The sequence below is a fragment of the Arthrobacter sp. YD2 genome (genome assembly GCF_030410475.1).
GTDB lineage: Bacteria > Actinomycetota > Actinomycetes > Actinomycetales > Micrococcaceae > Arthrobacter_B > Arthrobacter_B zhangbolii.
In genome coordinates, this window is the sequence record NZ_JAUHHB010000003.1 from 522,796 (window position 1) to 541,139 (window position 18,344).

Consider the following 18,344-nt stretch of genomic DNA (forward strand, 5'->3'; position numbering starts at 1 on the left):
GTCCGGGCGTGCCAGGAATCGAGTCGGCACAATTGACCGATTTCCGGCGCAAAAACCGTAAGTCTTGCCGACTCGATGGAGCTAATGGGGGTAATCACCGCTCGTCCCCTGCGGAGTCCTCCCCGCCGTCAGGCCCGGCCCCCTTCCCGCCGCTGGCCCGTTTGCCCAGCCATTCCCGACGGTACGCATCAACTTCACGCGCCTTCCTGTTGCCGAAGTACACGCCCAAGGTGACACCCATTCCTGCACCGGCCGCAATCAGCCAGGACGCATCGCCTACCAGCAGCGACACAAATACAGCGACAACAATCGCCGCCACGATGTAGGTAAGCAGCACCATCCGCCGCCGTCGTATATTCATTTCCCCGCCTCCCAGACCCGCGCGAAGACTAGCGGACCTTCCGCGGGACGGCCAGCGGGATTCCCGCATCCTGTGGATTCCCCGGGCCCGGCCCGGACCGCAGCCCGCGACTCGAGACAGGGCACCCCTAGACCCGCTCCAGGAGCATCGACACGCCCTGACCGAGCCCCACACACATAGTGGCCAGGCCACGCGATGCACCCTCGCGCTCCATCCGGTTCAGCAGCGTCACCGTGATCCGCGCCCCGGACGAACCGAGCGCGTGCCCCAGGGCAATCGCACCGCCGTCGCGGTTCACCACGTCCTCGTCCAGGCCCAGCTGCCGGATGCAGGCCAGGGACTGCGCAGCGAAGGCCTCGTTCAGCTCCACCGCGCCGATGTCCGCCAGCGACCAGCCGGTCCGCTCCAGCACCTTCCTCGTGGCCGGCACCGGGCCGATGCCCATGACCGCCGGTGCCACCCCGGCGGCCGCGCCGTCGACAATCCGGGCGCGGGCGTCCAGGCCCAGCCTGCGCACCGCGTGGGCGCTGGCCACAACGACGGCGGACGCGCCGTCGTTCAGTGAGCTGGCGTTCCCGGCGGTGACCACGCCGTCGGGCCGCACGATGGGCCGCAGCTTCGCCAGCGCCTCGAGGCTGGTTTCCCGGCGCGGGCCTTCATCGGTCTTCACCACGCCCTTCCTGGTTTCCACCGGCACAATCTCGGCTGCGAAGCGGCCTTCGTCGACGGCGGCGAGCGCCCGGGTGTGGGAACGCAGCGCAAACGCATCCGAATCCTCCCGGGAGATCCCTTCCCGGGAGGCGAGCTCCTCGGCCGTTTCCGGCATCGAATAGGTGGTGCCGGGCAGGTCATAGAACTTCGGGTTGGTGAACCGGGCGCCGATGGCCGAGTCCGCCAGTTCCCCGGGCTTGGCGAAGGCCTTCTCCGGCTTGGCCAGCACCCAGGGGGCACGGGACATGGACTCCACTCCCCCGGCCACCACAATGTCCGCCGCCCCGGACTTCACCATCTGCGACGCCATCAGGATGGCACTGAGCCCGGAGGCGCAAAGCCGGTTCACCGTCATGGCCGGTACCGTCTCCGGGAATCCGGCCAGCAGTGCGGCCATGCGGGCCACGTTCCGGTTGTCCTCCCCGGCCTGGTTGGTGCAACCCAGGATCACCTCGTCCACATCGGCCGGGTTCACGCCGGCACGGGCAACGGCGTCGCCAAGCACCAGCGCGGCCAGATCGTCGGGCCGGGCCCCGGACAGGGAGCCGCCGTAGCGGCCCACGGGCGTGCGGACACCGGAAATCAAATAGGCCTCAGTCATGCACGAATACTACTTCGCCTCAAATAGTAGTGTGATCCAGACGACAGTTAACGCGTTCGGGAGCCGGCACCCCATGCCCGGCACCCAAGGAGGATCGGCACATGAGCATTTCCGCAGCAGACGGCATTCCTACCGCAGGCACTGATACCGGGGAAACATCCCCGTCCGCGGCAGACGCCCTGCGGACCGCGTCCGATGTGCTGGGACTGGACGCGCTGCTGACCGCGGAGGAACGCACGCTGCGCGAGCAGGTGCGCAGCTTCGTGGACGAGCGTATCCGGCCCAACATCAAGGACTGGTACGAGGACGCGGTGTTCCCCGTGGAGATTGTCCGGGAGCTGGGCAGCCTGGGCCTGCTGGGCATGCATCTGGAGGGCTACGGGTGCCCGGGCCGCTCCGCCGTGGAATACGGCCTGGCTGCCATGGAACTGGAAGCCGGGGATTCCGGGCTGCGCACCTTCGTCTCCGTCCAGGGGTCACTGGCCATGACCGCTATCCACAAATTTGGCTCGGAGGAGCAGAAGAACCGGTATCTGCCCGGCATGGCCGCCGGCGAGCTGATCGGCTGCTTCGGACTCACCGAACCCACCGCGGGCTCGGATCCTTCCAGCATGGCCACCTTCGCGGAGCACGACGGCGAGGGGTGGGTTCTCAGCGGCGCCAAACGCTGGATCGGGCTGGCTTCCATTGCGGACCTTGCAGTGGTGTGGGCGCAGACCGCTGACGGGATCCGCGGGTTCCTGGTGCCCACGGATACCCCCGGATTCACGGCTGTGCCGATTGAACCGAAGCTGTCCATGCGTGCCTCCATCCAGTGCGATGTGTTCCTGGAGGATGTCCGGCTGCCGGAGACGGCGGTACTGCCCGGCGCGAAGGGCCTGCGCGGACCGTTCTCCTGCCTGAACGAGGCCCGCTACGGGATCCTGTGGGGTGCCATGGGCGCGGCCAGGGACAGCTATGAGGCGGCGCTGGCCTATTCACTGGAGCGGCTGCAGTTCGACAAGCCCCTGGCGGCTTACCAAATCACGCAGGAGAAGCTGGTGAACATGCTCTTGGAGATCCAGAAGGGCGTGCTGCTGGCCATCCACACCGGGCGGATGAAGGACGCAGGAACGCTGGAACCGGTCCAGATTTCCGTAGGCAAGCTGAACAACGTGCGCGAGGCCATCACAATCTGCCGCGACGCCCGGGCGATTCTGGGCGGCAACGGCATCACGCTGGACTATTCACCGCTGCGGCACGCCAATAACCTCGAATCCGTCCGCACCTATGAGGGCACCGATGAGGTCCACACCCTGATCCTCGGCCAGCACATCACCGGAATCGGCGCGTTCCGGTAGGCCGCCGCTAGAACTTGCCGCCCATGTATTCGTCCTCAGGCCAGGGGAAGCAGTCAGAACCGGAGGCAATACGAATCGTGCCGGGTTCCACTCCCCTTTTTATGAAGTAGATCTCCGCTGTATCCGGAGAACGCAACTGGACTTCGTAGTGTCCTGCCGGAGCTGGGTCCCGCACCTTGATGTCGAAGCGGCTGTCCCGGTACTTCGCCTCCAACTCCCGAACGAGCGGCTCCGGCTCCGTTCCCTCACTTAAGGTCACGGTGGTCGCACCGTGCCAGTTCACTGCAGAGTCACCACACTTGATCAGAACCCCCTCCGGCATTTGCTCGGCCTCGGCCACCACGTCCGGCGGAAGCGAATCGGCGATCTCCAATTCCATCGCCTGTGTCCGGGCTTTAGCGTCCTGCCAGGTCAGCTCGTCCCCTCCGGCCGACGCGGACGAATCCTCAGCGCAGCCCATGACGCAGAGCACCAGCACCAGCGATGCAACGGACCGTGTCCGAGCCACACCTCCACCTTTCAAAGCCCGGGAACTCAAAAATCCCCCCGGATCGTTTCGTCCGCAGGCCAGGGAAAGCACTCGGAGCCGGAAGCGATACGGATCGTGGAGGGATCAAATCCTTCCCCGATGATGTAAATTTCGGCCGTATCCGGCGAGCGCAGTTGAACTTCGTAGTGTCCTGCCGGAGCTGGGTCCCGCACCTTTATCTCGAAGCGGCTGTCCCGGTACTTCGCCTCCAGTTCCCGAACGAGCGGCTCCGACTCAGTCCCCTCAGTCAAAGTCACGGTGGTCGCGCCATGCCAGTTGACGGAAGAGTCACCGCACTCGATCAGACCCCCCTTCGGCATTTGCTCGGCCTCGGCCACCACGTCCGGCGGAAGCGAATCGGCGATCTCCAATTCCATGGCCTGTGTCCGGGCTTTAGCGTCCTGCCAGGTCAGCTCGTCCCCTCCGGCGGGCGCGGACGAATCCTCACCGCAGCCTGCAAGGTTAAGCAGGAGAATCACACCTACGACCGCCGCTTGCCCCCGAATCATTCCGTTGCGCACCAGAAGGCCGCCGTCTAGAACTTACCGCCCATGTATTCGTCCTCAGGCCAAGGGAAGCAATCAGAACCGGAGGCAATACGAATCGTGGAGGGATCAAGTCCTTCGCCGATGATATAGATTTCGGCCGTATCCGGAGAGCGCAGCTGAACTTCGTAATGTCCCGCCGGTGCGGGGTCCCGCACCTTTATCTGGAAGCGGCTGTCCCGGTACTTCGCCTCCAACTCCCGAACGAGCGGGTCCGGCTCAGTTCCCTCACTCAAAGTAACGGTGGTCGCGCCGTGCCAGTTCACAGCAGAGTCACCACACTTGATCAGAACCCCGTCCGGCATTTGCTCGATCCCGGCCACTAAGTCCAAAGGAAGCGAATCGGCGATCTCCAATTCCATGGCCTGTGTTCGGGCCTTTGCGTCCTGCCAGGTCAGCTCTGATGCCACGGATGTGTTCCCTTCGGTAGGACTTGCTGGTGTCGGCGTCTCCGCCGCGTTGCTTGCACAGCCGACGAGGCCTAGCAGCAGGATCATTGCTGCGGCGGTGCATCTGGCTCGGGTCATTGCATTACCTCTCGGAGCGCATCTTCCAGCAATTCCGCATTGTCCTTGCTGTTCGTTGTGGGGAGCGAATGGTCCTCAATCGGAGTGCTGTCAGGCCAGAAGGTCCCCTCATTGGGGACGGCATACTCGTGATTGGTGAATGCATCATGTTCGCTGGGAATCTTGTCATCCCAGACCAATCCCCTTCTTTGTGCCCAGAGCAGGGCATCCGTACCGTAAACGTAATTCGAATAACTAGTATCCTCGTCCGGCTCCCATTCTTCGTGCATCCCCGCCCCGGACAGGGACAGGGACTTGTCATATTCCGCCCCGTGGATTTCCGAACTGGTGAGGTTGACGTAGCCCCAGCTGTGACCGATGCCAACCTGCTCGGTGCCCTGCAAGGCCGGGTCGGTGAGCATTCCGTGCTGAAAGCCGGCCAGCTGTCTGCCGGCGTCGTAACCCATCTGCGGATCATTGGCTTCCAGGAGTCGCCGGAGGTCCTCCCCGCCTTCCTCCTGATTCTCCCCGGGGAAAAGCCCGTCCTTATACACAAATGCCACCGTATTCGGGGCCATACCCACCATGTAGTTCGCGAAGTCCTGGACTCCTCCGGTATAGAAACTCTTCATGCTCGTGAACGTGCCGGGAACATACGTGATCGTGCGCTGCGTGTCCGGGCCCGGGGTCCCGAGCATTTCAATGATCCGCGATTCGCCGCGGTTGTACAGATACAGCTGCACCTGGCCGGCTTCGACCCTTTTCAGGTACTCGATTTCCTTCATCAGCATCGCCTCGCGTGCCTCGGAGTCGCCGCCGATCTCCCGCAGACGGGCCAGCTGCGCCTCGGCAATTTCAATGTCCTTGACCGCGGCGATGCTGTTGGCGTGCACGCGGGCCAGTGCCGGCACCCCGTCGAGGGACCCGAAGACCTTCGGCGCCGATTCCAGCAGCACCAGCTGCTGAGCCGTGAAGCCGTTGGCCGCGTTGCCCGAGGCCTGCAACTCGGCCCACCACTCGGCGATGCGTTCTGCTGACACCGACGGCAGGTGTGTGAGCCACGCCGGATTCTTCGACGCCACTTCGAGGTCAACCGGCGAGGCCGTTTCGAAGAACTTCAGAAGTGCCTCCCCGCGCACGGATCCGGGGGAAATGGCCAGGGCCAACGCCGTGGAGGACAGCTCCACCGAACCGGCCAGGTCACCGTCCTGCCCTGCGGTGCTGAAGGCCTGCCCGATCTGCCACAGCTTTCCTGCGTCGTCACGGTCATCCTGGTTGTATTGGGAGACCGCCGGCCCGAAGGTGCCGACGTCGATCACCACCCAGGAACACGAGTTCCGGAAGCTGTCCAAAGCCCGGACAACATCCTGGCAGACCGGTTCAGCCGCATCCTCCTGGTCAAAGATCAGCGATGCTGCCTTCTTCAGGGCATCCGGCACTGCGGAACTCGTGCCCGGCGTCCCGCTGACTGCCCAATTGTGGAGCTGGAAGACCATCGATGGGAAGGCCACCTCGGGGCGGGGCACCTCGGACTCGAACAACTCCCCCGGGGCTGAAAACCCCGGAAGCCGGTCCCGGAGGTAATCGGCGCCAGCGGCTACCATGCCCTCCTCAAGCAGCTTGAACAGGGTCCTCGCCTGCTTTTCCTTGAGGTCCTGACGGGCCTGTTCGGCCTGGGTCTTCGCGAACCGAACCTGACGGGCAACATCCTCCAGCGCGCCGATCAGGATGTTCCGTGCTGCCAGCTGCGCTGCGGCATTCCGGCGGTACGAGTCCGCGAACGGGCCGCGGAATTCTTCCAGCGCTTCTCCCGTAGCCGAGGCCCGCGGACCGCGCTGCTCACCCAACGCAGCGGCGGCCTCGTCACAGGCCGCTATGAGCTGGTCAGCCGTGCCAGCATCAAAGTCCATTTCAGGATCCCCCATCCCCCGGCAAGCACTTCCGCTTCTGAGCCGCAGGATAAACAGTACATGTACCGCCCCCGGCGAAGCCTGCCCGATCCGGGGTGCGGCGGATCACCGGACGCCGTGCGCGCCGGCTGGATTCTCCGGTTCCTGCCTCACTCCGGCCGGGCCGGTTCCAGAGGCGGGTCGTAGCACTCGGCCACCACCGCCGCAGCCGGTCCGGCGGTTGCGGCAGCAGCTTCCCGGACCATCCCGGCAAAGGACGCGGGTCCGCAGACGTAAATCCAATCCGGGTGCAGGGTAGCCAGGACGCCCAGCAGATCCTGAGCGGTGACGCGCCGGCCCTGGCTGCCGGCATCCCACAGCCGCAACTCAACGGAGGTTGCCAGCCCGCCGGCTGCAAGAACGTCGCGGACCGTGTCGCATTCATCGCTGCGGCCTACAAAAAACAGGGCGGCGCGTTCATACTGCCGTGCCGGGTCCCGCAGCAGCCTCCCCAATAGGCCCAGACCGGAGGCCAGACCGGAACCGGCGGCAACGAACAGGGGGCGGCGGACGGAGCCGGGCAGCAGGATGCCCGGGCCCGGCCGGGAGATGGACAGCACCGCACCGCCTGCCGGGTCCAGCATCGCCGCGCTGACCAGCCCGCGTGCGCTCCGCTTCACGTAGAGGGTCATGGTGCGGCTCCCGCGGTCTACGGACAGCACCGCAAAATAGCTGGTATGCACCCCCGTTGCGGCGGCAGCGGAAACAGCAACGTGCCCTCCTTCCAGCAGGTCCTTTTCATCCAATTCAGCGGGCCATTCCAGCTGTACCAAGGCTGCCGTTTCATGGACCGAATACACGCGATGGCCTGGAATCTTCCAGCATATTTCCGGGGCGGTGGATATACCCATTTAGCACCAATCCTGACGTTTATAAAAGGGTTTTAAAAATGTGGTTGATTTTTGCGCAGCCTTCGCGTCCGGCCCGGCGGGTCCGCATGACGGCGGCGGATTCCCCACCCCTGAAGCCGGTGAACGGCAACCGGCCGGTACCGGCTTTCGCCTTGCTGTCGGCAGGGACGAAACGACCGGAGAGAATAACTTCAGCAGGCGGTCACAATGGTTTACAAACAGCCGCCGGGGATATATTTCCCGCTATTCATAAACCCCTAGTTCCAGCGAGGCAGCTGAGATATCCGGGGTCCGGCGGAAACGGGATGTGCAGAACCGTACTCCCAGCCGGCACCGCATTGTCAAGCCCGGCCGGGCCCGGCAAAAAGGAACAAAACAATCCTCCGCCAGGTCCTTCGCGCGCGCGGTAAGGGCCCATCAAAAACTGTCTTTGTCATCAAGGGAAATATTTCGTCACCGGCCTTGCGGACCGGGTCCGGGCGGGTTTGTATGGGTCCTGTCCGCACAACCTGTTTTGGACGACTTACCATCCAGAGCGGCTGAGAGACCTGGCTCGTTGACGTCGCAGCAACCACCCTTCGGGGGACGGTGCTAATGCCAGGACCGATGGAGAAACCTCATTCACCGTTGGTCCATGACCGCTGCTTTGCCATGCGGTGATGGCCTCCAACGTGCCTGGATGCGGTGTGCCTCGGTGATGACTGAGAGGACCGCCCCATGCTTTACCTGAACCAGACAGACCCTCACCCCGGACCAGGGGCCACCCCCGATACCGGGGCGCTGCTGCGGCGGCGCACCGCCCTGAAGATCGCCGCCGCTTTCGCGGCGGCAGCCCTGGCCCTGACCGGCTGCCAGCAGGCGGCGTCGGACCAGGGCCCCGGAACCCGGGTGGCCGCCGGAACCCCGGTGGAGGGCGGCACCCTGATCTACGCCGAGGTCACGCCGATCAACAACTGGCAAACCCAGTCCGCCCGGTTTTACGAAAAAGCCAACGTGCTGAACAGCGTGCTGGACCGGCTGACCTATTTCGATCCGGAGTCAGGTGATCTGGTGCCGTGGCTCGCCTCCGAATTCTCAGCCAACGCCGAGCACACCGAGTTCATCTTCACCATCCGCCCCGGTGTCACCTTCAGCGACGGCACGCCGCTGGATGCCGCCGCGGTCAAAGCGAATCTGGACAGTTTCGGATTCGGTATTCCCGCTGCCCAGATCCAGCCGAACGTCGACTTCGCCGGCTATACCTCCAGTGAAGTGACGGCCCCGGACCAGGTAAAGGTCACCCTGGCCGCTCCGAATTCCAACTTCCTGCGGGCCACCTCCTCCGTCACCGCCGGTCTGGTCTCCCCGGCCACCCTGGGCCTTGACGCCGCCGGACAGTCCGCCCTGTCCCGCATTTCCGGTTCCGGCCCGTTTGTCTTCGAATCCGAGAAACCCGACGAGGAGGTGGTGCTGGCCAAGCGCGGGGACTACGCGTGGGCACCCGAGACCGCGGACAACCAGGGCGCAGCGTATCTGGACCGGGTGGTCATCAAGTACCTGCCCGAGGTGGCGCACCGGGCCGGTGCCGTGCAATCCGGTCAGGTGGACCTGGTCCGCGGACTGCAGCCGGCAGACGAAGCCGCACTGGCCGCCAGCGGGAGCCAGGTCCTGGCGCCGGCGGGAACCGACCTGACGTCAAACATGGCCGCTGTCCGGACCGGCAGCGGACGGCTCGCAGATCCGCAGGTCCGCCGCGCACTGCAGCTGGGCATCGACCGGCAGTCCATCAAGGACACCGTGCTTTCGGACAGTTACACCATCGCCGCCTCCGTGCTGAACCACGGGGCACCGGGATTCGTGGACCTCAGCGCTGAGCTGGCCTATGACCCGGAACAGGCCAAGGCCCTGCTGGACGACGCCGGGTGGACGGTGGGCGCTGACGGCATCCGCGATAAGGACGGCGAAAAGCTGGCCCTGACCGTCACCAGCTCCAACAACTCCGTGGTGATCAAACCGGCCTTCGAACTGATCGAACAGCAGTGGCGGCAGATCGGCGTGCAGCTGAAGAACCGGGCGGCGGACAACACGTTCCTGGCCACCGCCATGCCGGACCCCGCCGTCGAACTCTTCGGCACCCGGCAGTTCATATACGGCGGACTCGGGCCCATTTTCGAACCGGACAACAACACCATGACCCACACCTCGGACCCGGCACTGAATAAGCTCTTCGCCGCCGAGCGCGCAGCCGGGCCCGGACCGGACCGGGACCGGATCCTGGCCGAGGAGCAGCGTGCCCTGGTCCTGGAGCAGGCCTACTCCCTGGTGCTGTGGGACGAGGTGCAGGTCTACGGCGCAGGCCCGGACACGCACATTGACTTCACGTCCGGAACAGCGCCCATCTTCCAGGGCGCCTGGACGGCGGGGAGCTAAGCCGTGACCCGTTATCTGTTGCTGCGCACCGGCCAGGCCGTCCTGGTGGTGTGGCTGGCGTACACGCTGATTTTCCTTGCCGTGCAGCTGCTGCCCAGCGATCCGGTCACCATTTTCCTCACCGCGGATTCGGCCGTGGACCAGGCCGCCATCGACACCATGAAGGCCCAGTACGGGTATGACCAGCCGCTGGCGGTGCAGTACCTCCACCAGCTCGGCGCCCTGCTGCAGGGCGACGCCGGGTACTCGCTGACCTCCGGGGAACCGGTGATGCAGCGGATCGGCGGGGCGCTGGGCTCCACGCTGGCGCTGGCCGGATCGGCTCTGGCGGCCGCCGTCGTTATTGCCCTGGCAGTGGTGTCCGCCGCGGTGCTGGCACCGTCCGGGCGGGTGCGCCGGATCCTGGCGAACCTGCCGCCGCTGTTCTCGGCGGTGCCGGTGTTCTGGCTGGGCCTGGTCCTGCTGGAGCTGCTCTCCATCCGGCTGGGTGTGCTCTCCATTTTCCCCGACGGCTCGTTCCTGTCCCTGGCCGTGCCGGTGTTTGTGCTGGCCGTCCACGTCTCCGCGCCGCTGGCACAGGTGCTGCTGAAAAGCGCGGACCAGGTCTACCGGCTGCCGTTCATCGACGTGCTGCGGGCCAAGGGCGCTTCCCCGGCCCGGATCTTTTTCCGGCACGTGCTCAAAAACGCCGCCGGTCCCGCGCTGGCCATCCTGGGCATCACGGTGGGCACCCTCTTCGCCGGGTCCGTGATCACCGAAACCGTGTTTTCCCGCACCGGGCTGGGGTCCGTGGTGCTGCAGGCCGTGACCGCTCAGGACGTGCCGCTGGTCCAGGGGCTCGTCCTGCTGACCGCCGCGGTTTTTGTGGCAGTCAACCTGGCGGTGGACCTGATCCACCCGCTGCTGGATCCGCGCATCCTCACCGACGCACAGCAGGGCTCTGCCCGTGCCCTCGCTGCCTGAAACCGAAAAGGCGAACCGATGACCACACTTCTTCCTCCCGTACACGCGCCCGCCGCAGCCGCATCGACCGCCGCGCCCGCGCCGTCCCGACGTCCGGGCAAACCGGGCGTCCGGCCCGCACTGCTGCTGGCTGTCCTGCCGCTGCTGCTGATCGCTGCGTGGGCCGTGGCCCCGGGGCTGTTCACCGGCCAGGATCCGATCAGCGGTGTACCGCAGGAAAAGTTCCTGCCGCCCGGCGCCGGACACTGGTTCGGCACGGACCACCTTGGCCGCGACGTCTTCGCCCGCGTAGTGCATGGCACCGCCCAGACCTTCCTGACCGCGGGGCTGGCCGTGTCCATCGGCCTGCTGGCCGGCACCGCGGTGGGCCTGTTCGCGGCAACGGCCGGACGCGCGGCCGACGCCGTGGCCATGCGCCTGGTGGACGTCCTGCTGGCCGTGCCGGGTTTCCTGATCGCCCTGATCATTGTCACCGCGTCCTCGCCCGGCCCGGTGTCCCTGGGCATCGGCGTCGGCATTGCCTCCATTGCCTCCTTCGCCCGCGTGGTGCGTGCCGAGGTGCTGCGGGTACGGAACCTGGAATTTGTGGAGGCGGCTTTCCTGAACGGCGGCACCTACTGGAGCGTGCTGCGCCGGCACCTGCTGCCCAACGCCGCCGGTCCGGTGCTGGCCCTGGTGGCGGTGGATCTGGGGGCGGCCATCCTGGTGATCTCCTCGCTGGGCTTCCTGGGCTTCGGCGCCCCGCCCCCGGCACCGGAATGGGGGCTGATGATCGCCGAAGGCCGCCAGTATCTGGGCACCGCCTGGTGGATGACGTCGCTGCCCGGCCTGGTCATTGTGCTCACCGTTCTCCTGCTGGCCGCCCTAGGCCGGCGGCTGCTCACCCTCCTCCGGTACTAGCGAAAGCGGTGCAGAACCATGACTTCCTCCCCAGACCTTAACAACACCAAGAACGACGACGGCGCCCCGCTGCTCAACGTCCGCGGCCTCACCGTGGCCTACGGCCGGGATTCCGTCACTGCCCCGGCGGTAGCGGACGTGGACCTGAGCATCCGGCGCGGCGAAGTGGTGGCGCTGGTGGGCGAATCCGGCTCCGGCAAGTCCACCCTGGCCAAGGCGGTGATCGGGCTGCTGCCCGCCGCCGGACAGGTCTCCGCCGGTTCCATCACCTTCGACGGCCGGGAGCTCACCGGCCTGCCGGACCGCGCTTTCCGGGCGCTGCGCGGCAGGCGGATTGCCCTGGTGCCCCAGGACCCCGGTGCCTCGCTGGACCCGGTACAGACCATCGGTTCGCAGGTGGCGGAGGTTTTCCGGCTGCACCCGGAGGGCGGCCGCAGGCTCGGCGGCCCTCCCGGCCGCCGGGAGCTCGAGGACCGGGTGGCCGAACTGCTGGAGCAGGTGGGGATTGACCGTCCCCGCGAGCGCCTCCGGCAGTACCCGCACGAGCTCTCCGGCGGATTGAAACAGCGGGTGCTGATTGCCATGTCATTTGCGTTGAAACCTGATCTGCTGATTGCCGACGAGCCCACTTCCGCCCTGGACGTCACGGTGCAGAGCCGTGTGCTGGAGGTCTTCGAGCGGCTCACCGGCCGGTACGGTACCGCGGTTCTGTTTGTCACCCATGACCTGGCCGTGGCCACGGACCGCGCCTCCCGCATTGTGGTGATGCAGGGCGGGCGCATCCGGGAGGACCGGAGCGTGGACGCCATCCTGACCACACCCGAGGATGCCTACACCGTGAAGCTGCTGGCCGAAGCCGGGGCCGGGCAGCGGACCCTCCCCGCCGCGCGCCCGTCGCCCGCGCCCGCTCCGGCGTCGGCCATTCCGCCGTCCGCCCCCGCTGCTTCGCCTGTGCCGGCGCTGGAACTGCGGAACCTGGTGAAGGTCTTCGCCCGCAACGGGGAACACCGAACCGTCAATGATGTCTCCCTGGTCCTCCGGCAGGGCACCACCTTCGCACTGGTGGGCGAATCCGGGTCGGGGAAAACCACCACCGCGCGGCTGGCCATGCGGCTGCTGGACCCGACGTCCGGCACCGTCCGGGTGGCCGGCAGGGACGTGACCCGCGCGGACGGCCGGGCCAGGCGTGAACTCTGGCGCAGCCTGCAGCTGGTCTACCAGAATCCGGACACCGCACTGGACCCGCGGCTGCGCGTGGGCGAAATTATCGGCGAACCCCTGCTGAACTACGGTGTCGGCTCCCGCACGGAGCGCCGGGCGCGGGTTGCCGACCTGCTGGACCAGGTGAACCTACCCGCCCACACGGCCCGCGCCCGTCCGCTGGAGCTGTCCGGCGGGCAGCGTCAGCGGGTAGCCATCGCCCGGGCGCTGGCCCTGGGCGCGAAAACGCTGGTGCTGGACGAAGCACTCTCCGCCCTGGACGTGCTGACCCAGGCCCAGGTGCTGGACCTGCTGCAGTCCCTGCAGGGGGAACTGGGACTGTCCTACCTCTTTATCTCCCATGATCTGCACGTGGTGGAGCGGATTTCCGATGACGTAGGCGTAATGCAGAACGGGCAGCTGGTGGAAACCGGTCCCACCGCGGATGTGTTCAGCGCGCCGGCCCATCCCTATACCCGGCGCCTGCTGGCGGCCAATCCAGGTCACCGGCTGCACCGGCTCGCCGGCTCCGGTTATGCCGCTCCCCTGCTGTCCGGCAGCCAGCCGTTCCCCGCACCCGTCCCGGCCCGCTGACCCAGCGCAAGCTCCCTTCCACCCAAGCCCTCCGCACCGATGACCCCTATCCAAGGAACCTTTCAATGACTGCATTCCCTGATATCGGAACCGCCGGCGCAGCCGGCGCCACGTCCGCTCTTCCCGCCGCCGGTGAAGCCCGCTATGCGGCCCTTGCCGCCCGGTTCCGGCCGGTGTTCGACCGGATCGCCGAGGGCGCCCTGAACCGGGAGCAAACCCGGACCCTGCCCTTCGAGCAGGTGGGCTGGCTCAAGGACGCCGGGTTCACCGCCCTCCGTGTCCCGGCCGCCTACGGCGGGGACCCGGTCAGCCACGAGCACCTCTTCCGGCTGCTGGTGGAACTGGCCGAAGCGGACCCCAACGTTGCCCATCTGCTCCGCTCGCACTTTTCCTTCGGCGAAACCGTGGCCCTGCAACCCGAACCGTTCCGGGACCGCTGGTTCCCACGGATCCTGGCCGGGCAGATCTTCGGCAACGCCGCCTCCGAGCGGGGCAACGCACTGGGTACCACCACCACCAAACTGCGCCGGCAGCACGGGCAGTGGCTGCTCAGCGGGGAGAAGTACTACACCACCGGCAGCATCTTCGCGGACTGGGTGGTGGTGATGGCCAGCACCGCCGGGGTGGCCGGCCGGCAGTACGCGGTGGTCCCGGCGTCCGCACCGCAAGTGCGGATCCTGGATGACTGGGACGGCTTTGGCCAGCCGCTGACCGGCACCGGGTCCGCCGTGTTCACGGACGTTCCGGTGGAGGCGGAGGACATCCTGACGCGCAGGATCACCAGTACCCTGGAACCGGCGTTTTTCCAGCTGTGCCTGCTGGCCGTCCTGGCCGGCATTGGACGGGCCGCGGTCCGGGACGCCACCACCCTGGTGCAGGGGCGCACCCGCACCTTTAATACCGGGTCCGGTGCACTGTTCCGCGATGACCCGCAGATCCAGGAGCATGTGGGCACCCTGGCGGCCAAGACCTACGCGGCCGAAGCGGTGGTGGCCGCCGCCGCCCGGGACCTGGACGCGGCGTCGGATCCGGATCTGGGCCTGTCCCCCGAGGACGCGTTCCTGCGCGCCGAACTGGCCGTCCAGCAGGCACACGTAGTGGTGCCGCCGCTCGTGCTCGACGTCGCGGGCGGGCTTTTCGAGGTCACCGGTGCCTCCGCCGTCGGCCGGGACAAGGCGCTGGACCGGCACTGGCGCAATGCCCGCACGGTCGCCACGCACAACCCGCGCATCTTCAAGGCCCGCGCCGTGGGTGACTATCTGATCAACGGGACCCTCCCCGAGGGCCTGCACAGCATCGGAGAGGCGGCGCCTGCCTCCGATTCCCCTACCCCTTCCACGTCTGGAGCAACCAACTAATGGCTACTTTCACCCCGCGCCCGCGCCTGCTGCTCAGCGCCTTCGCCATGAACACGACCAGCCACATCCTGGGCGGACTGTGGCGCCATCCCGACGCCCAGCAGCACCGGTTCAACGAGCTGGACCTGTGGACCGATCTGGCCGGCCGGCTCGAGGAGGCGAAGTTCGACGCCCTCTTCCTAGCCGACGTCGTCGGGCTCTACGGGGACCACAACGGCGGCTGGGCCTCGCACGTGGAGCGCGGTTTCCAGGTGCCGGCCAATGATCCGCTGGTGCTGCAGTCCGCGTTGGCCGCCCGCACCGAACACCTGGGCCTGGCGCTGACCAGTTCCGTGGTGCAGGCCCAGCCGTTCCAGTTCGCCCGCCAGCTCTCCACCCTGGACCATCTGAGCAACGGGCGGGTGGCCTGGAACATTGTCACCAGCGTGCTGGAGAACTCGCACCGGAACTTCGGCGGCGACGGCCTCGCCGAGCACGACAGCCGCTATGACTGGGCCGATGAATACCTGGAGGTCTGCTACAAGCTGTGGGAGGGCTCCTGGGATGAGGGGGCGCTGCGTCAGGACAAAGCCGCCAGCCTGCATGCCGACCCGGCCGGGGTGCACAAGATCCACCACCGCGGACCGCGCTATTCCGTGGAGGGCCCGCACCTGGTGGCGCCGTCGCCGCAGCGCACACCGGTGCTGTTCCAGGCCGGCAGTTCCGGGCGCGGCCAGCAGTTCGCAGCCGCCAACGCCGAGGCCGTATTCGTGTTTGCCCCCAACACGGCGTACGCGAAAAAGACCACCGACTCGGTGCGCACACAGGCCCGGGCGCTGGGCCGGCGGAACGAGGACATCAAGTTCTTTGCCGGGCTGTCCTTTGTCGTCGGCTCCACTGAAGCCGAAGTGAAAGCCAAGCAAGCCGAGTTTGACGAATACCTGGACCTGGACGCAATTGTGGCGCATGTGGGCGGGGGCATCGGTGTGGACCTGGGCGGGTTGCCGCTGGACACCACGCTTGGGGACCTGCGCACCGAGGGAGCCCGCGGAGTGCTGGAGGCATTGTTCGCCTCGGTGCCCGGCGGGAATCCGACCATCGCCGATATTGCCCGCTACCGTGCCTACAACCAGCAGATTGCCGGCACCCCGGAGCAGATCGCGGACCAGCTGGAAACCTGGCAGGACGCGGGTGTGGACGGCATCAACATCATCAACCAGATCCTGCCCGGCTCCTACACGGACTTCATCGAGGGGGTGCTGCCCGAGCTGCAGCGCCGCGGCCTGGCGCAGACCGAATACCGGCCCGGAACCCTGCGGGAAAAGCTGTTCGAAGACGGTGCCCGGCTGCCGTCGCGCCACCCGGGCAGCCGCTATCGGGGAGCGTTCACGCCAACAACCGTATAGATCAGGGCGGCCGCCGCTGGACCCGGGCCTAGCTGACAGATTGTGCCAGCGCGGGAACGGGCGGGATTGCCGGCTCGGCGATCCGCGGCGACGACGGCGGGCTCGGCACCGGCGCAGGCGGCTGCGGTGACGGAATCCGGGGAGTCCCCGGGGCCGTGGGCGAGGGCTCCGGGGCTACCGGCGGCGGCGACGGCGTGGGCAGTTCCGGGTCCGGCGCAGGAATGGTGGGCGGAGCCGACGGGGACGGTGCAGGCTCCGAGGGTTCAGCCGACGGCGGTTCCGGCGGCTCGGACGGGGTTTGCGGAGGTTTCTGTGCCGGGGCCGGCGCGGCCGGGGGTTGCTGTGGTGGATTCGCCGGCCGGGGTGCCGCGGGTGGCTGCTGTACTGCGTCCCGGGCGGCGCGTTCCGCCCGCTGCGCTGCCAGCCGTTCGGCGGCGGCCCGCTCCATCCACACCAGGCGCCCGGCGTCGTCCTGCGTGCACCGGTAGTCCGCATCGCCCTGGCCGCGGGCATCCCCCGGCGTGGCACAGGCAGCACCGGCAAGCGACGTACCGGAGTGCGGCATCCCGCTCAAAACGTTGGTCTCCGCCAGGTCCGGATCCGGTGCCACCGCAGGCGGCTCCGCCGGGATAGGGAGCGGGGGCGGCAACGGTTCGGACTTCGGCCACTCTTCCTGCGGAACGTCCTCCGCTGTGGGCTGGGCGGGGCGAAGCTGCGGTGCCGCCACCGCGCCGGCAGCCATGCCCGCCACCAGCACCAGACCGCTGCCGGTCAGGGCCAGGCGTTTTTGCTGCACGGTGTCCAGCGCCGCCCAACTGCGGCGGCGAAATCCCAGCGAGTACAGCGCGGTGACCAGCAGCAGCAGCCCCACGGCCAGCATCCACGCGGCAATCCCCACCGTTCCCCGCAACGCCAACACACAAAGCAGCACTGCGGCCAGGCCCAGCACAAGCCAGGCTGATCTGGGACTTCGCCGCGGCCCCCGCGGCTCCGGTATCCGGCGGCTCGACGCCGGCTCTCCGGACGGCCGCTGTCCCGGCCACTGTCCCGGCCGCGGAGAATCAGAAGGAGATGGGACGGGGTCTGCGTGGTGGGACATGGCGCCTCAGCGGGGATCTGCCGGAGCCTGCCGTGGCAGGGCCCCGGTCCGGCTTCTGATGCGGCAACATGCCCGGACGCTGTGGCCCGTTTTCGCTCCGGCGGATGTTGCCCTCGAAACAACGCTAGGCGGGTCCGAGGGCAACATCCAGAGCTAACGCAAACCCCGGCGCGGGTCCGGCCGACTTACTCGCAGCCCACGCCGTCGCCGTCGCGGTCCAGGTGGGTGCCGTAACCGGGCTGGCCGATCCGTACCGGCGCTGCACCGGCGGCGCGGGCCGCGGAACAGTTCGGATAGTAGGCCGGGGCCGGAGCGGGCGGCGGAATCACCGGGGCGGGTGCGGGCGGTGCAGGTGCCGGGGCAGGAGGTGCTGGTGCCGGGGCAGGAGGACCCGGTGCGGGAGCGGGCGGTGCCGGAGCCGGGGCAGGTGGAGCCGGAGCCGGAGCCGGACCGGGATCAACCGGCGGCGGAGCCTGCTCAGAGTTCTTCTTTTTGTCCTCGGCGGCTTTCCGTTCCTCGGTCTCCTTCCGGTCTGCGAGCAGTTTCTCCGACTCGTCCTTCTCCATCCAGATCAGCTTGCCGTTGTCGTTCTCGGTGCACACGTAGACGGTGCTCTGGACGGTGGTGGTCGGCGAGGGTGAGGCCGCCGTGGTGCTCGGGGAGGAGGACGGCGAGGCCTTTGCCGAGGTCTTTGACGGCGTCGGCGTGGGGCTGGCCGTAGCCTGCTTCACCGTTTGCGTGGAGCCCGCCGAGTTGCAGGCCTTGTTCGCGATCTGCGTGACGGTGGGCGTAGGAGACGGCGAGGGGGACGACGTCGTTTTGGCGGGCGAGGGCGTCGCAGCAGCCTGCTCCATCTCACCCCCTCCGCAGCCGGTGAGAACGACGACGGCGCTCAGCGCCACAGCCCCGAAGGCCAACGGCCTGGTGCGGCGAGAAGAAGAGATGTGTTCCGTCATCGAAGCGATGCGGACGCCGGGCAAAGCAGGCATAGGTCCCCCATGGACAGAAAAGCGAAAGTCGATGCGAATGCATCGAGGCACACG

The 18,344-nt window shown here is 67.3% G+C and carries 16 protein-coding genes and 1 riboswitch; of the genes, 7 read left to right on the forward strand and 9 right to left on the reverse strand.

The annotated features are described in order from the left end of the window. Positions 1 to 94: 94 nt before the first annotated feature. Together QWJ37_RS13440 and QWJ37_RS13445 are read right to left on the reverse strand one after the other, a co-directional pair. Positions 95 to 361, reverse strand: coding sequence for a hypothetical protein (locus tag QWJ37_RS13440; RefSeq protein WP_290245547.1), 267 nt, complete (start codon positions 359 to 361; stop codon positions 95 to 97). 127 nt (positions 362 to 488) lie between these two features. Further along, positions 489 to 1,673: an acetyl-CoA C-acyltransferase gene (locus QWJ37_RS13445; protein WP_290245548.1), complete on the reverse strand. Its 1,185-nt coding sequence runs from the start codon at positions 1,671 to 1,673 to the stop codon at positions 489 to 491. Between the two features lie 179 nt (positions 1,674 to 1,852). Between QWJ37_RS13445 and QWJ37_RS13450 the strand changes: the two genes are divergently transcribed. Beyond that, positions 1,853 to 3,013 carry an acyl-CoA dehydrogenase family protein gene (locus QWJ37_RS13450; RefSeq protein WP_227905617.1) on the forward strand — a complete coding sequence of 387 codons (1,161 nt, stop codon included), beginning with the start codon at positions 1,853 to 1,855 and terminating at the stop codon, positions 3,011 to 3,013. Between the two features lie 7 nt (positions 3,014 to 3,020). Here the strand turns inward: QWJ37_RS13450 and QWJ37_RS13455 are convergent, their stop codons facing one another. From QWJ37_RS13455 to QWJ37_RS13475, 5 genes are all read right to left on the reverse strand, one after another. Next, positions 3,021 to 3,521 (reverse strand): hypothetical protein, encoded by a 501-nt coding sequence (locus QWJ37_RS13455; RefSeq protein WP_290245549.1) that lies wholly within the window; start codon positions 3,519 to 3,521, stop codon positions 3,021 to 3,023. A 26-nt stretch (positions 3,522 to 3,547) separates the two neighbouring features. Next, positions 3,548 to 3,919, reverse strand: a complete 372-nt coding sequence (locus QWJ37_RS13460; protein ID WP_290245550.1) for a hypothetical protein — start codon at positions 3,917 to 3,919, stop codon at positions 3,548 to 3,550. A gap of 158 nt (positions 3,920 to 4,077) precedes the next feature. Beyond that, positions 4,078 to 4,497 carry a hypothetical protein gene (locus tag QWJ37_RS13465; RefSeq protein WP_227905326.1) on the reverse strand — a complete coding sequence of 140 codons (420 nt, stop codon included), beginning with the start codon at positions 4,495 to 4,497 and terminating at the stop codon, positions 4,078 to 4,080. 113 nt (positions 4,498 to 4,610) lie between these two features. Beyond that, the gene (locus QWJ37_RS13470; protein WP_227905328.1) at positions 4,611 to 6,503 is read right to left on the reverse strand and encodes a hypothetical protein; all 1,893 of its coding nucleotides are present in this window, start codon (positions 6,501 to 6,503) and stop codon (positions 4,611 to 4,613) included. Between the two features lie 149 nt (positions 6,504 to 6,652). Beyond that, positions 6,653 to 7,342 (reverse strand): hypothetical protein, encoded by a 690-nt coding sequence (locus tag QWJ37_RS13475; RefSeq protein ID WP_290245551.1) that lies wholly within the window; start codon positions 7,340 to 7,342, stop codon positions 6,653 to 6,655. A 574-nt stretch (positions 7,343 to 7,916) separates the two neighbouring features. Further along, positions 7,917 to 8,006, forward strand: a riboswitch (SAM riboswitch). Between the two features lie 104 nt (positions 8,007 to 8,110). On the opposite strand from QWJ37_RS13475, the gene QWJ37_RS13480 reads away from it, so the two are divergent. The 6 genes from QWJ37_RS13480 (at position 8,111) to QWJ37_RS13505 (ending at position 16,202) form a co-directional block, all read left to right on the forward strand. Next, positions 8,111 to 9,802, forward strand: coding sequence for an ABC transporter substrate-binding protein (locus QWJ37_RS13480; protein WP_290245552.1), 1,692 nt, complete (start codon positions 8,111 to 8,113; stop codon positions 9,800 to 9,802). Positions 9,803 to 9,805: 3 nt separating this feature from the next. Beyond that, positions 9,806 to 10,765 carry an ABC transporter permease gene (locus QWJ37_RS13485; RefSeq protein ID WP_290245553.1) on the forward strand — a complete coding sequence of 320 codons (960 nt, stop codon included), beginning with the start codon at positions 9,806 to 9,808 and terminating at the stop codon, positions 10,763 to 10,765. A gap of 18 nt (positions 10,766 to 10,783) precedes the next feature. Next, positions 10,784 to 11,665, forward strand: coding sequence for an ABC transporter permease (locus tag QWJ37_RS13490; RefSeq protein WP_290245554.1), 882 nt, complete (start codon positions 10,784 to 10,786; stop codon positions 11,663 to 11,665). 18 nt (positions 11,666 to 11,683) lie between these two features. Continuing rightward, a complete protein-coding gene (locus QWJ37_RS13495; RefSeq protein ID WP_290245555.1) occupies positions 11,684 to 13,459 on the forward strand; it encodes an ABC transporter ATP-binding protein in 1,776 nt (591 codons plus the stop codon). Positions 13,460 to 13,524: 65 nt separating this feature from the next. Then, complete coding sequence (locus QWJ37_RS13500) at positions 13,525 to 14,817, forward strand: acyl-CoA dehydrogenase family protein (RefSeq protein ID WP_290245556.1); 1,293 nt, start codon at positions 13,525 to 13,527, stop codon at positions 14,815 to 14,817. Next, positions 14,817 to 16,202 (forward strand): LLM class flavin-dependent oxidoreductase, encoded by a 1,386-nt coding sequence (locus QWJ37_RS13505; RefSeq protein WP_290245557.1) that lies wholly within the window; start codon positions 14,817 to 14,819, stop codon positions 16,200 to 16,202. Before QWJ37_RS13500 ends, QWJ37_RS13505 begins: the two co-directional genes overlap by 1 nt. 28 nt (positions 16,203 to 16,230) lie before the next feature. Here QWJ37_RS13505 and QWJ37_RS13510 read toward each other — a convergent pair whose 3' ends face one another. Together QWJ37_RS13510 and QWJ37_RS13515 are read right to left on the reverse strand one after the other, a co-directional pair. Further along, positions 16,231 to 17,151 (reverse strand): hypothetical protein, encoded by a 921-nt coding sequence (locus QWJ37_RS13510; protein WP_290245558.1) that lies wholly within the window; start codon positions 17,149 to 17,151, stop codon positions 16,231 to 16,233. Between the two features lie 335 nt (positions 17,152 to 17,486). After that, positions 17,487 to 18,290: an excalibur calcium-binding domain-containing protein gene (locus QWJ37_RS13515; RefSeq protein ID WP_290245559.1), complete on the reverse strand. Its 804-nt coding sequence runs from the start codon at positions 18,288 to 18,290 to the stop codon at positions 17,487 to 17,489. Between the last annotated feature and the right edge of the window lie 54 nt (positions 18,291 to 18,344).

Bases quoted from the DNA above. Each gene is read 5' to 3' on its own strand.
- QWJ37_RS13500 (WP_290245556.1), top strand. From the start codon at position 13,525: ATGACTGCATTCCCTGATATCGGAACCGCCGGCGCAGCCGGCGCCACG.
- QWJ37_RS13495 (WP_290245555.1), top strand. From the start codon at position 11,684: ATGACTTCCTCCCCAGACCTTAACAACACCAAGAACGACGACGGCGCC.
- QWJ37_RS13515 (WP_290245559.1), bottom strand. From the start codon at position 18,290: ATGCCTGCTTTGCCCGGCGTCCGCATCGCTTCGATGACGGAACACATC.
- QWJ37_RS13440 (WP_290245547.1), bottom strand. From the start codon at position 361: ATGAATATACGACGGCGGCGGATGGTGCTGCTTACCTACATCGTGGCG.
- QWJ37_RS13490 (WP_290245554.1), top strand. From the start codon at position 10,784: ATGACCACACTTCTTCCTCCCGTACACGCGCCCGCCGCAGCCGCATCG.
- QWJ37_RS13480 (WP_290245552.1), top strand. From the start codon at position 8,111: ATGCTTTACCTGAACCAGACAGACCCTCACCCCGGACCAGGGGCCACC.
- QWJ37_RS13470 (WP_227905328.1), bottom strand. From the start codon at position 6,503: ATGGACTTTGATGCTGGCACGGCTGACCAGCTCATAGCGGCCTGTGAC.
- QWJ37_RS13505 (WP_290245557.1), top strand. From the start codon at position 14,817: ATGGCTACTTTCACCCCGCGCCCGCGCCTGCTGCTCAGCGCCTTCGCC.
- QWJ37_RS13445 (WP_290245548.1), bottom strand. From the start codon at position 1,673: ATGACTGAGGCCTATTTGATTTCCGGTGTCCGCACGCCCGTGGGCCGC.
- QWJ37_RS13460 (WP_290245550.1), bottom strand. From the start codon at position 3,919: ATGGAATTGGAGATCGCCGATTCGCTTCCGCCGGACGTGGTGGCCGAG.